Origin of the sequence: Bacillus sp. S3 (assembly GCF_005154805.1) — a bacterium.
Taxonomy (GTDB): Bacteria; Bacillota; Bacilli; order Bacillales; family Cytobacillaceae; genus Neobacillus.
Genome location: NZ_CP039727.1, coordinates 3,635,059 through 3,648,300, shown reverse-complemented (window position 1 = coordinate 3,648,300; position 13,242 = coordinate 3,635,059). Strand labels below are relative to the sequence as shown.

The window sequence follows — 13,242 nt, the reverse complement described above, 5'->3', positions numbered from 1 at the left end:
TTGGAAAATAGATGATTGGAATTACGATTTATCGTACTGACTCCGGAATGATTCATTCATTTACAATGAGCGGGCATGCCCAGTTTGCTAAGCATGGCAAGGATATTGTTTGTGCGGGAGCTTCGGCAGTTTCTTTCGGAACAGTTAATGCGATTGAGGTCTTAATCGGCGTTAAAGCAGAGGTTGTTCAAGGTAATGGCGGATTCCTCGAGTGTGTGTTTCCTGAAAATCTTTCAGATGCCGCTAGGGAAAAAGTACAATTACTACTGGAAGCAATGATCGTTTCATTGCAGGGAATTGAAGCAGAGTACGGAAAGCACATAAAGATTACCTTCAAAAAGTGGGAGGTGGAATAAATGTTAAGATTAGATCTTCAGTTTTTTGCTTCTAAAAAGGGAGTAGGTTCTACAAAGAACGGACGTGACTCCATCGCAAAGCGCCTTGGTGCGAAGCGTGCAGACGGTCAGTTTGTAACTGGTGGTTCAATCCTTTACCGTCAACGCGGTACAAAGATTTATCCAGGTGAAAACGTAGGCCGCGGCGGAGATGACACTCTTTTTGCAAAGATCGACGGCGTTGTAAAATTCGAACGTTTAGGTCGTGACCGTAAAAAAGTGAGCGTATATCCAGCAGCTCAAGAAGCTTAATTGTCATTCATGAAAACTCTAACCTGTTTGGTTAGAGTTTTCTTTTTGCTAACGAAAGTACATCTTCCAACTAAACTAAACACTTCAGGAAACCTACTTCGTAAAAGCTTCTTTTCTCCTCGAATATAAAAATGCTTACTCATGTTTGTTTTTTTGATATACTATCAGAAACAGGATCCAACAATTAATGTGGGAGTGTACGTATGGGGAAAGAATGGGATATCGTCGAAGTGCTGCGGCACTCACGACATGATTGGTTAAATAAACTCCAGCTAATAAAGGGGAACTTGGATTTAAATCGCATCGACCGGGCAAAAGCAGTCATTGATGAAATTGTCATTGAAACGCAGCATGAAACAAAGCTTTCTAATTTACAGATGCCATTGTTAGCTGCTTTGTTATTAAAATCCAATTGGGAGAATCCTTCTTTTAAATTGGAATATGAGGTACTTCACGATTCAGAATCAATAAAAGTTGATGACGCTGGCATGACAAATTGGACAAATTCCTTTTTTTTATGTTTAAATCAGTCAATAGAGCAATTTCAAGAAAATCATTTATCGATTACAATTGAACCGCAATCAAATGGTGTTCGTTTCTTTTTTGATTTTAGCGGGATAATAATAAAACGGGAACTCATTGAACAATTCCTTACCGACCCAACTGTGAATGTAGTGGTCAAGGAATTTACTGAAAATGAACTTGCACTTGAAGTTTTTATGCCAAGATGAAACCTTTTATGGTTTGATATGAATACATGTGCAAAACTGGAGGAATTAAATGTTTGTCGATCAGGTCAAAATTTATGTAAAAGGCGGAGACGGCGGTAACGGGATGGTCGCGTTTCGCCGAGAAAAATATGTTCCGAATGGCGGCCCTGCCGGCGGTGACGGCGGGAAGGGAGCCAGTGTCGTTTTTGAGGTGAACGAAGGACTAAGGACGTTAATGGATTTCCGTTATAAGCGCCATTTTAAAGCAGATCGTGGTGAGCATGGCATGTCCAAGGGCCAGCATGGCAGAGGCTCTAAGGATATGATTGTCAAGGTGCCGCCTGGAACGGTTGTTATGGATGCGGAAACGAATGAGGTTATTGCCGATTTAGTTGAGCACGGGCAGCAGGCTGTTATTGCCAAAGGCGGCCGCGGCGGCCGGGGAAATACGCGCTTTGCCACACCGTCAAATCCGGCACCGGAAATCGCTGAGAATGGCGAGCCAGGTCAAGAGCGCGATGTAGTTCTTGAATTAAAACTGTTAGCTGATGTTGGACTTGTCGGTTTCCCTAGCGTAGGAAAATCTACATTATTATCGGTTGTATCCGCTGCAAAGCCAAAAATTGCGGAATACCATTTTACCACGATTGTTCCGAATCTTGGGATGGTGGAAACAGAAGACGGCAGAAGCTTTGTCATGGCCGATTTGCCGGGACTAATTGAAGGGGCTAGTGAAGGTGTCGGCCTGGGTCATCAATTTTTACGGCATATTGAACGGACAAGGGTAATCGTCCATGTAATTGATATGGCAGCGACTGAAGGCAGGGACCCATATGAAGATTATTTGACGATTAATCGTGAATTAAAAGAGTATAATCTTCGTTTGACCGAGCGCCCGCAAGTCATTGTCGCTAATAAAATGGATATGCCGGAAGCAGAAGAAAATCTGAAAAAGTTTAAAGAGCAGCTTGAAGAGGATTATCCAATCTTCCCTATTTCCGCTGTTTCTCGTAAAGGGCTGCGAGAGTTATTATTCGCTGTAGCTGATAAGTTAGAGGAAACACCGGAGTTCCCGCTTGAGCATGAAGAAGAAGAATCAAGTGTTAATCGTGTATTATATAAACATGAGGCAGATCCTGAAAACTTCACGATCACAAGAGACCCGGATGGCTCATTTGTCCTTTCAGGTGAAAAACTCGAAAGATTATTTAAAATGACAGACTTTTCCCGTGAAGAATCTGTTCGCCGTTTCTCCCGCCAGTTACGTGGACTTGGTGTCGATGATGCTTTGAGACAGCGCGGGGCAAAAGACGGGGATATCGTGAAATTGTTGGAATTCGAATTTGAGTTTATAGAGTAGATAGTTTTTTTTGTAAGAGAACGAGGTAGAGGGATATGGCTAATTTTGATAAAAAATATTATTTGGTCCGTGAGGATGTTTTGCCCGAAGCGATGAAAAAAACAATCGATGTGAAGGACATGCTTGAAAGAGGCAAGGCAGAATCGATTGCAGATGCTGTTCAAAAGGTTGATTTGAGCAGAAGTGCCTATTATAAATACAGGGACACAGTCTTTCCTTTTTCGACCATTCAGAAGGAGAAAATTATTTCACTCTTCTTTCACTTGGAAGATCGCTCCGGGACATTGTCAAAATTGTTAAGTGTCGTTGCTGCATCTGGCTGTAACGTCTTAACGATACACCAAACCATCCCGCTGCAAGGCAGGGCAAATGTAACATTATCATTGCATACATCGAGTATGACAACAGAGCTCGATGATTTACTCGCAAACTTACGAAAATTAGAATTTGTCGAGAAGGTTGACGTGCTGGGTACGGGTGCATAGCGGACTTTTTGTCTGCTGGGCCGTGCTCAGCTTTCTTTTTAAAAGAATAAGACGAAAAATTTTGAAAAAGAAGTTTTAGTGCTGAACAAGCGCTTGCTCATTTATACAAGGAGTGGGGAAACAATGAAAGTAGGCTTTTTAGGACCAAAAGCAACATTTACAGAAATGGCAGTGAAAAATATTTTTCAGGGATACGAACTTGAGCCGTATCGCACCATCCCTGAAAGTATGGATGCCCTTGTCGCTAAAAAAGTAGATTTGGCCGTGGTTCCGGTTGAGAATGCCCTAGAAGGCTCAGTAAATATTACCCTGGATTATTTGACCCATGTTGTTCAAATTCCAATTGTGGGTGAGATAACACTGCCAATTAAACAGCATTTGATGGTTCATCCTGCAAATAAGGAAACATGGCGGAAGGCGGGCGTGGTATACAGCCATTCACATGCCATTGCCCAATGCCATAAGTTCCTCCATACCCATTTTAGCGGCGTGCCCATCGAGAGTGTGACCTCTACTGCGGCAGCAGCAAAGCTGGTAATGGAGCAGCCCGAATTGAAGTCAGCTGCGATTGCCAATGAATTAGCAGCAAAGGAGTACGGTTTGGCCATCGTCCAGAAAAATATTCATGATTTTGATTATAATCATACAAGCTTTTTCGTTCTATCAGAACAGAACTTGGATTTTGAGTCGATAAGCGGTTCATCTCATTACAAAACCACGCTTATGGTTACCCTGCCGTCGGATCAGGCCGGAGCCCTCCATCAGGTGTTATCTGCCTTTGCCTGGAGAAAGTTAAACATGTCAAAAATCGAATCCAGGCCGATGAAAACAGGGATTGGCAATTATTTTTTCATTATTGATATTGAAATGAAGCTTGATGAAGTATTGATTCCCGGAGCAATTGCGGAACTTGAAGCATTAGGCTGCGGTGTAAAGGTTTTAGGAAGTTACCCTTCTATCATAGTAGAGCTTGATTAAAAAAAGACCCGGTTCTCCGGGTCTTTTCATGATTCTAATAATATTCCTTCCGCCTTCAAGGCGGCTTCAGCTTTATCAAGCTGCTTTTCATTGGAGGCTGAAATGGTGTGCAGATGGAAGCCGCCGGTTAACTCAGATAATAATGAGGCCTTGGTCGTTTGCAGTCTCTTTAAGAATTGCTTTACTTCCTGGCGGTTAGAAACCATTATCGATGCAGTTAAATCGCCGTACACCGCATGTTCAATTTTTACATCTTTCACTAACACACCGTGATCTACCAATAAATTTAGTTCCATTTCGGTATCTTGTGGGGTGTGCCTGCAGGCAACAGTTCTTTCAAAAACAGGCAGGCTGGAGTTCTGTTTTAAATAGATATACCCTTGGCTAGTGGCAATAATCGGTTCATTTTTTGCCTTTAAAAGCGTAATATCCCCGACAATTACTTGTCTGCTGACATTGGTTTGCTCAGCTAATTCGCTGCCGGTAATAGGGAGACTGCTATCTTTTAACAATTGTAAAATAAACTTTCTCCTATCTTCCCCAAGAATCTTTTTCTGTTCCATATGTAAAAAACGCTCCTCACAGTAGGCATAATAGCCAATTTTACCATACTGACGTGAAAAATAAAACTTTCCCCCAGCTCCATCCAGAAGGTAATTTCCGTTATGACAAACATATTCTTCATAAAAATAGCATAAGTTTTTCTGAAGAATGTTAGCACTTTGCCCATTATCACATACACTATATGGACTTATGCCATAGGAGGGAAATCAGAGTGAAGATCCATATCGTACAGAAAGGGGATACTCTTTGGAAGATCGCCAAGAAGTACGGCGTGAATTTTGAAGAGCTGAAAAAGATGAATTCACAGCTCAGCAACCCTGATATGATTATGCCCGGTATGAAAATAAAAGTCCCAACCACTGGTGGAAATATAAAAAAAGAAGCACCAATGGGGGCACATAAACCGGAAAAAACAATCAATTTAGGAACAAAGAAAGAAATGCCGATTGCTGAGCATCCGTTTGCCAAAGAGAAGCCTATACCAGCACCAATCAAGGAAATGCCAATCAAGGAAGTACCAATTAAGGAAGTACCAATTAAGGAAGTACCAATTAAGGAAGTACCTAAAAAAGAAGTGCCAATTGCCAAAGAACAGCCAATCATCAAAGAAGCGCCAAAAGTACCCTACACTCCTAAAATGCCTCTACAAGTAGTCCCGGAAATTGATATTAACAATTATTATATGTCAAACATGTCCAACATGACTGTACAGCCAAATCTGCCGCCGAAACCAGCAAATATTCTTCCTGAAGTAAAGGAAGTTCCGAAGAAGGAAATTCCTGTTCCGGTACAAGAAGCTCCAATTGAAGTGCCAATGCAAGAATATTGTGTCCCTTGCACACCTGTCATGCCAGGGCCGGGCTTTTGTCCGCCGTTTGGGGGAGGATTTCCGCCGCCAATGATGCCAATGCCGTATCCACAAGTCCAAGGAATGGCAATGGCGCCGCCCCAGGGAATGATTCATGGGATTCCAGGCGCTGCACCAGCTGTGGCCGGTGCCTCAGTCATGCCAGGGCAATTTTACCATGATGAATCGTCATCCTTTATGCCGCAAATGCCTGTAGTGAACCCGGCATACAATCCAGGGGGGGTGATGGGTGCCCAAAACCCAGGGTATCCGCCGCAGATGATGGATCCGGCCGCATATGGTCAAATGCCAGGAGGCTACGGAGAAATGCCAGCGGGATATGGTCAAGTGCCAATGGGCTACGGAGAAATGCCAGCAGGATCCGGTCAAATGCCAGCAGGTTATGGTCAAGTGCCAATGGGCTACGGAGAAATGCCAACAGGATCCGGTCAGATGCCAGCGGGTTACGGCCAAATGCCGACGGGCTATGGAGAAATGCCAGGCGGCTATGGCCAAATGCCAATGGGCTATGGAGAAATGCCAGCGGGTTATCCAACAGGGTATCAAACAGGTGCCCCTGCAGGATACCCGCTGACAGGTCCGGCAACCGGTGGCTTTCCAGCACAAAATCCGGGAGAATTCGCACAAACTGCACAAGTAATGCCTGGATCGATGTATGGAGCTCCGGGAATGGCAAGTCCTTACGGTATGGAACCGTCGGGTCAAATGCCTTACGGATATCCACAAATGGGCGGTCCAGTACCGCAAGTTATGGGTGTCCATGGTTTTGAATCATCAGACATGGCTGCACCTGCTTTAGGCAGTCAAATGCCATTTATGCAAGGGTATCCATCCCAGGGGCTGCCTGTAGGAACAGGTGGCATGGAAGATTGCGGCTGTGGACCTGCACCTGTAATGGGGACCATGCAGCCGGCAGCAGCTGCTCCGAATGCTTTGCCGACAAACTTTGTCCCGCCGACACCGCCAATTTACAGTGCACCCTATACGGGACCTGTCAATGTTGCCCAGCCGCCATATATGAATCCTTATGGAATGGGCCCCGTTGGAACAAATCCGTACGGTATGCCAGGGTACCGAGATGAAAGCAATTAATACGTCAATAAACAATACAGGGGACGATGATAATTTTGATCGTCTCCTCTCTTATTTTCAGTCGCAATTTTTCGAAAAAATTATTCAGTTTGTACCGATTCGAAAATCTGTCTTTTTAGTAAAAACCGATAAACATACTTACATTTTAAAAGGGTATAATACAAACAGCAGACTTAGGCTACAAGAAGCCTTTACAGCGACACTTAGAAAAGAAGGCTTTCATAAAACGTATTTATTTCTAGTGCCCCCCGCGAAAGAACAGCTTTTTATTGATGGGAAATATTTTGGATGTATCGAGTATATTAACCCAAATAAAACGGCTTTCACCTATCAAACACAAAAAAATAGGCTAGAAGGGATTGAACTTCTAGAACAATTTCACCAGACTACAGCGGCGTTTGAGAGCCGCTATCGGAGAATAATCCCGAAAGGTCACTTGCTGGAAAAATGGACGGAGAGGCTCCAGCTTTTTTTAAATAATTTTTCCTTTCTAAAATATTTTATGAATGACCCATTTCTCTCAGAAATAGCAGCATGGGGCAATTGGGCGCTAATTGGAATGGAAAAGCATCGCAGCTATTTTCAAAAGGAGCCTTATGTCATCCTTCATGGGGATGTCGCTCATCATAATTTTATACGCGATAAGAACGGAAGGTTACATCTCATTGATTTTGATTTAATCAGTGTCGGCCCGCCAGCACTGGATTATTTACAATATGCCAATCGGATTCTGCCCTATATCGATTGGTCATTTGATAAGCTTGGAAGTTTCCCGCAATTACAAAAATACCTGCGTGATGAGGCCTTTTTATACGCATTAGCTTATCCTGCCGATATTTTTCGTGAATGGAACCGCTTGATTCGTGAGAAATTGTATACTGATCCTGTAAAACTCAGGCAGGTGATGGATTTATCCATCAGCCAATTTTACACAAGGAAAAAATTCGTTGACCGTTTACAGGAAATAGTGAAATGATTTTTGGATAACTTTTTGCTCATGGCAGGTTGGTCATTTGTTCCAAAGAAGTCTGGCGAATGAAATCCCCTTGAAAACAGCACCCTATTAATGAGCATGTCAATATGCTCAGACAAGTTTCGAGGGGGTTTTTCGCTTGAACAAGAAACAGTGGATGATTCCTCTTTCCGCCTTCTTACTGATAGGTGCGGCGGGATGTGCAAGTGATCAAAATCGTGCAGGTGTGAATGAAAATAATCCTGTTCGGCCGATAGGATATTATTCCAATGAAAACCACCCAAATAATACTAACACGTTAGTAAGGGATAACGATGGTGCTATAACTGATATGATGGACCACACTTTAGGGGAAGAAGATCTTGCGGTTAACGAGCAAAAAAGAAGACAGCTGCAAACAAAAGATGAAAATGGACATCCGAAAAATCCAACAACCCCGTTAGCCAAAAAAGATCGAAACTTTTTCCAGCGTGATAATCGTTTTAGTACAAGCGATATGAATTATCACGGTCATTTAAGTACTAATATGGGAAACACCGGGGTTGCAACAAATCCGGACTTCCAGGATAATTTCTCCAATAAAATTAGAAACAAAGTAGCCGCGATCGATAATGTTCGGGATGTAAGGTCTGTAGCGTATGGAAATACAGTTATTGTATCGGTAAAGTTACATGACAACGATAAAACAGCAGCTACAAAAAGAGCAATTAAAAATGCGGTGAAACCATACACGATGGGGCGTCCGGTAACTGTCATTACCGATGAGGGAACACTTGGACGCGACCGCAACATTCATAATGATATTCAGCGCAACAAGGGTGGAAGATAGTTATCAAAGGGATGAAGCACATAAGCTTTGTCCCTTTTTAAATTCATTTTCTAAAAAGGATATTAAAGGCAAAAAAAGGCTAAACTAGGACTGAAGAGATTGTTCAATTTTTAACTAATAAGAGGTGAGGAACATGAGGGTCAATGGGATAGCAAGATATCGGGTTGCGTTTGCCGCAGTTACTGTTATTCTCTTCATGTTTATTTGTAGTGTTCCTAGGATGGTACCGACCGGCTTTGCTGCACAACCGGATCATCATCAAACACAGCCAGATCAGCAGCCGCTAAACATTACGGTTATTTTAGAAAGAATCTATCTTGATGGGGAAATAAGTCAGGAGGTTGTAAATGAAACATGCTGGTCAATGGAAAATTTTTGGGCAAAATATGACCAGTGGCAGCTAACCGACATTGATGATTCGTCGTATGTATTTCGAAAACAAGTGGATGATATATCACCGCTATTAAAAGCTAATGGATTTTTTGGTGTTACTGAGGAAGGAATATTGACCATTTTTAATGGTAGACCAGGTCAGTCACGAATCATTCAATCATTTTTTCAAATAGATATTAAGAAGCTTGAGAGTAAAATACAAGAAGAGTTGTATCAAGGGATTCCGATAAAATCGAAGGACCATTATGTAGAGGTTCTAGAGACGTTTAAGCCTTATTCCGTAAAAGAAGAATAGAAACATTGCCAAGACAGACTGATTAAACCAAATCAGCCTGTTTTTTTTGATTTTTTAGACAATATGATTTTCTTCAACTCCTATCTATAGTTATGTTAAAATGTAAGACAGCATGAATTCACTTCAGTGAGTTCAACTAGGGAGAGAATAGGATTGTATGAATTTATAAAAGGAACCGTCAATTTTGTCGGACCGGAATATATTGTCATAGAAAATAATGGAATTGGCTACCAAATTGCAACACCTAATCCGTTTATTTATGCCATAAAAATGGAAACAATGATAACGGTCTATACCTTTCATTACGTACGCGAAGATATTATGGCCCTTTATGGTTTTGAAACAAGAGAAGAGAAAAAACTATTTACAAAACTATTAAATGTATCGGGCATCGGTCCAAAAGGGGCCCTTGCGATCCTTGCTTCTGGTGAGGTACAGCAGGTGGTTACGGCGATTGAAAATGAGGATGAAAGTTTCCTTATTAAATTTCCGGGAGTCGGGAAAAAAACAGCCCGGCAAATGATACTTGACTTAAAGGGAAAATTGCAGGATATTGTCCCAGATTACTTCCCGAACCTGTTCAATGCCGATCAATTTCCACCGCAAACACAAGCAAGTGATTTGGCTTTTGACGAGGCCATTCTTGCCCTGAAAGCCCTTGGCTATTCAGAAAAAGAAATTAAAAAGATTTCACCTGAGCTAAGAAAAGAACAGCTGACAACCGATCAATACATTAAGAATGCACTAAAGCGGCTTTTAAAATAGGTGGTGAAGTTTCATGGAAGAGCGGATCATTTCAAGTGAAGTAAACGAAAGCGAAATTAGTATGGAACAAAGCCTTCGGCCACAGACATTAAAGCAATATATTGGCCAGACTCAAGTGAAGGAAAACCTTGATATTTTCATTAAGGCCGCAAAGCTTCGAAAGGAAACCTTAGATCACGTGCTCCTTTACGGACCACCTGGATTAGGGAAAACGACCCTTGCTATCATTATCGCCAATGAAATGGACGTCAATATTCGGACGACTTCAGGTCCGGCAATTGAAAGGCCAGGCGATTTAGCCGCCATACTAACCGCACTTGAGCCCGGAGACGTACTTTTTATTGATGAAATCCACAGGCTCCCGAGGACGATTGAAGAGGTGCTGTACCCGGCGATGGAAGATTTTTGCCTTGATATCGTCATTGGCAAAGGTCCAAGTGCCAGGTCAGTCCGCCTTGACCTTCCTCCATTTACACTTGTGGGTGCCACCACAAGAGCTGGATCTTTATCAGCTCCATTACGGGATCGATTTGGTGTTTTAAGCCGGCTCGAGTATTATAAAGAGAATCAGCTGAAAAATATTGTCATACGAACAGCGGAGTTGTTTGATACGGAAATTGACGAACCATCAGCAGCTGAAATTGCCAGGAGAGCAAGGGGAACCCCTAGAATCGCGAATCGACTTCTCCGCAGGGTAAGAGATTTTGCACAAGTAAAGGGAAATGGTACAATTAACCTTGCTCTTGCAAGAGAAGCCCTTGAACTGCTGCAGGTCGACAGTTTGGGACTTGATCATATCGATCATAAATTATTAAAAGGAATTATTGAGAAATTTCGCGGTGGACCCGTAGGCTTAGATACGATTGCCGCGTCGATTGGTGAAGAGGCGGAAACGATTGAAGATGTCTATGAACCGTATTTATTGCAAATCGGTTTCCTCCAAAGAACACCACGAGGCAGGGTCGTAACAGCGGCTGTCTACCAGCATTTTGGCATGGAGATACCCGCCACGTGAATAAATTAAGATTTTAATACAGATTAGGATGTCATATTATGAAAGTAGATTTGTTTGATTTTCATTTGCCAGAAGAATTAATTGCGCAAGTCCCGTTAAAAACAAGAACTGACAGCCGATTAATGGTGTTAGATAAACAAACGGGCAATATAAAGCATGAAATATTTAAAGATATTACCAAGTATTTGCGTGCAGGGGATTGCCTTGTCTTAAATGATACAAAGGTATTGCCCGCACGCCTTTTTGGTGTGAAAAACGATACAGGTGCCAAAATCGAGGTTCTTCTGTTAAAACAGCTGGAAGGCGACAAATGGGAAACACTTGTGAAACCGGCAAAACGGGTTAAAGAAGGGACCCAAATTGAATTTGGCGACGGTCTTCTTACTGCGGTTTGTACCGGAACATCAGACCATGGCGGCAGAGTATTGGATTTTCATTATAATGGCATATTTTATGAGGTGCTTGACCAACTAGGGGAAATGCCATTGCCACCTTACATAAAAGAGCAGCTGGATGACCGGGATCGCTATCAGACTGTTTATGCCCGCGAACCTGGATCTGCTGCAGCCCCTACAGCAGGGCTTCATTTTACGGAACCGTTATTGGAAGAAATAAGAGGAATGGGCGTCCATATTGCCTTTATCACACTCCATGTCGGGCTTGGCACGTTCCGGCCGGTAAGTGTCGATGATGTGCTGGAGCATGATATGCACTCCGAGTTTTATACCGTTACGGAAGAAACGGCCAACCTCTTGAATGAAGTTAGAGGTAAGGGCGGTCGAATCATTACTGTTGGAACCACTTCAACGAGAACACTAGAGACCATTGCCTCCCAGAATGATGGGCAGTTCACCGTGGGCAGCGGCTGGACAAGTATTTTTATCTATCCGGGATATGAATTTAAAGCGATCGATGGCATGATTACTAATTTCCATTTGCCAAAATCAACTTTAATCATGCTTGTCAGTGCCTTGGCTGGAAGAGAACCTATTTTACATGCCTATAATACAGCTGTAGCGGAGCACTATCGCTTCTTTAGCTTTGGCGATGCGATGTTGATCATTTAGGCTGTGGAAATGCAATAAAGGTTTACATATGGAAGGAGACAACAATTTGACTGCGATTCGCTATGAATTAATTAAAACATGTAAGCAGACCGGGGCAAGGCTTGGCAGGGTCCATACCCCGCACGGATCTTTTGATACACCTGCCTTCATGCCGGTTGGAACACTGGCAACCGTGAAAACGATGTCGCCGGAAGATTTAAAAGAAATGGGTGCCGGGATTATTTTAAGCAATACGTATCATTTGTGGCTTCGCCCGGGGCATGAGATCATTAAAGAAGCAGGCGGACTTCATAAATTTATGAACTGGGATCGAGCGATTTTAACCGATTCCGGAGGCTTCCAGGTTTTCAGTCTAAGTGAATTTCGGAAAATTGAAGAGGAAGGGGTTCATTTCCGTAATCATATGAGTGGTGAAAAATTATTTTTATCCCCGGAAAAGGCGATGGAGATTCAGAATGCCCTTGGTTCTGATATTATGATGGCCTTTGATGAATGTCCTCCGTATCCGGCTACTTTTGAATATATGAAGAAATCAGTCGAACGGACATCAAGATGGGCTGAGCGCTGCCTGAACGCGCACCAGCGTCCGGAAGACCAGGGCCTTTTCGGAATTGTCCAGGGGGGAGAATATGAGGAACTCCGTAAACAAAGTGCAAAAGACTTAACATCTCTGGATTTCCCTGGATATGCTGTAGGTGGATTATCGGTTGGCGAACCAAAAGACGTGATGAATCGAGTGCTGGAATTCACGACACCGCTATTGCCGACCAATAAACCCCGCTACCTTATGGGGGTAGGCTCGCCGGATTCGTTAATTGACGGCTCGATTCGCGGAATTGACATGTTTGACTGTGTGCTGCCAACGCGAATAGCCCGTAATGGTACGTTAATGACAAGCAGTGGACGCCTCGTAGTAAAGAACGCACAATATGCAAGAGATTTTGGTCCGCTTGATCCAGAGTGCGACTGCTATACATGCCGAAATTATAGCCGTGCCTATATTCGTCACTTAATTAAATGTGATGAGACCTTTGGAATTCGATTAACGTCTTACCATAATCTCTATTTTCTGTTAAGATTAATGGAGAAAGTCAGACAAGCCATTATGGAAGACCGGCTTGGTGATTTCCGTGAAGAGTTTTTTGAACGTTATGGTTTTAATAAACCGAACGCGAAAAATTTCTAATAGATAATTTTTGAA

The 13,242-nt window shown here is 42.8% G+C and carries 15 protein-coding genes; 14 read left to right on the top strand and 1 reads right to left on the bottom strand.

Annotated elements, in window-relative coordinates; translation table 11 throughout:
- The first annotated feature begins 11 nt into the window (after positions 1 to 11).
- The 6 genes from FAY30_RS17765 to pheA all read left to right on the top strand — a co-directional run bounded on the left by FAY30_RS17765 (position 12) and on the right by pheA (position 4,180).
- Positions 12 to 356 carry a ribosomal-processing cysteine protease Prp gene (locus FAY30_RS17765; RefSeq protein WP_149871127.1) on the top strand — a complete coding sequence of 115 codons (345 nt, stop codon included), beginning with the start codon at positions 12 to 14 and terminating at the stop codon, positions 354 to 356.
- Complete coding sequence (gene rpmA / locus FAY30_RS17760; protein WP_149871126.1) at positions 357 to 647, top strand: 50S ribosomal protein L27; 291 nt, start codon at positions 357 to 359, stop codon at positions 645 to 647.
- Positions 648 to 850: 203 nt separating this feature from the next.
- The gene (locus FAY30_RS17755) at positions 851 to 1,378 is read left to right on the top strand and encodes a sporulation initiation phosphotransferase B (protein WP_149871125.1); all 528 of its coding nucleotides are present in this window, start codon (positions 851 to 853) and stop codon (positions 1,376 to 1,378) included.
- Positions 1,379 to 1,427: 49 nt separating this feature from the next.
- Positions 1,428 to 2,717: a GTPase ObgE gene (gene obgE, locus FAY30_RS17750; protein WP_149871124.1), complete on the top strand. Its 1,290-nt coding sequence runs from the start codon at positions 1,428 to 1,430 to the stop codon at positions 2,715 to 2,717.
- A gap of 35 nt (positions 2,718 to 2,752) precedes the next feature.
- Positions 2,753 to 3,202, top strand: a complete 450-nt coding sequence (locus tag FAY30_RS17745; protein WP_149871123.1) for an ACT domain-containing protein — start codon at positions 2,753 to 2,755, stop codon at positions 3,200 to 3,202.
- Positions 3,203 to 3,325: 123 nt separating this feature from the next.
- On the top strand, positions 3,326 to 4,180 hold the full coding sequence (gene pheA, locus FAY30_RS17740; RefSeq protein ID WP_149871122.1) for a prephenate dehydratase: 855 nt from the start codon (positions 3,326 to 3,328) through the stop codon (positions 4,178 to 4,180).
- Positions 4,181 to 4,206: 26 nt separating this feature from the next.
- Here pheA and FAY30_RS17735 read toward each other — a convergent pair whose 3' ends face one another.
- Positions 4,207 to 4,743, bottom strand: a complete 537-nt coding sequence (locus tag FAY30_RS17735) for a transcription repressor NadR (protein ID WP_149871121.1) — start codon at positions 4,741 to 4,743, stop codon at positions 4,207 to 4,209.
- A 212-nt stretch (positions 4,744 to 4,955) separates the two neighbouring features.
- On the opposite strand from FAY30_RS17735, the gene safA reads away from it, so the two are divergent.
- From safA to tgt, 8 genes are all read left to right on the top strand, one after another.
- On the top strand, positions 4,956 to 6,704 hold the full coding sequence (safA, locus tag FAY30_RS27945; protein WP_149871120.1) for a SafA/ExsA family spore coat assembly protein: 1,749 nt from the start codon (positions 4,956 to 4,958) through the stop codon (positions 6,702 to 6,704).
- The gene (locus FAY30_RS17725; RefSeq protein WP_149872761.1) at positions 6,691 to 7,680 is read left to right on the top strand and encodes an aminoglycoside phosphotransferase family protein; all 990 of its coding nucleotides are present in this window, start codon (positions 6,691 to 6,693) and stop codon (positions 7,678 to 7,680) included. The genes safA and FAY30_RS17725 overlap by 14 nt, the downstream gene beginning before the upstream one ends.
- 136 nt (positions 7,681 to 7,816) lie before the next feature.
- Complete coding sequence (locus tag FAY30_RS17720; protein WP_149871119.1) at positions 7,817 to 8,506, top strand: YhcN/YlaJ family sporulation lipoprotein; 690 nt, start codon at positions 7,817 to 7,819, stop codon at positions 8,504 to 8,506.
- A gap of 133 nt (positions 8,507 to 8,639) precedes the next feature.
- Complete coding sequence (locus FAY30_RS17715) at positions 8,640 to 9,194, top strand: intercompartmental signaling factor BofC (RefSeq protein WP_149871118.1); 555 nt, start codon at positions 8,640 to 8,642, stop codon at positions 9,192 to 9,194.
- Positions 9,195 to 9,347: 153 nt separating this feature from the next.
- Positions 9,348 to 9,959, top strand: a complete 612-nt coding sequence (ruvA, locus tag FAY30_RS17710; protein ID WP_149871117.1) for a Holliday junction branch migration protein RuvA — start codon at positions 9,348 to 9,350, stop codon at positions 9,957 to 9,959.
- 13 nt (positions 9,960 to 9,972) lie between these two features.
- Positions 9,973 to 10,974: a Holliday junction branch migration DNA helicase RuvB gene (gene ruvB, locus FAY30_RS17705; protein WP_149871116.1), complete on the top strand. Its 1,002-nt coding sequence runs from the start codon at positions 9,973 to 9,975 to the stop codon at positions 10,972 to 10,974.
- 38 nt (positions 10,975 to 11,012) lie between these two features.
- A complete protein-coding gene (gene queA, locus FAY30_RS17700) occupies positions 11,013 to 12,041 on the top strand; it encodes a tRNA preQ1(34) S-adenosylmethionine ribosyltransferase-isomerase QueA (RefSeq protein WP_149871115.1) in 1,029 nt (342 codons plus the stop codon).
- Between the two features lie 46 nt (positions 12,042 to 12,087).
- Positions 12,088 to 13,227: a tRNA guanosine(34) transglycosylase Tgt gene (gene tgt / locus FAY30_RS17695; protein ID WP_149871114.1), complete on the top strand. Its 1,140-nt coding sequence runs from the start codon at positions 12,088 to 12,090 to the stop codon at positions 13,225 to 13,227.
- The last annotated feature ends 15 nt before the right edge of the window (positions 13,228 to 13,242 follow it).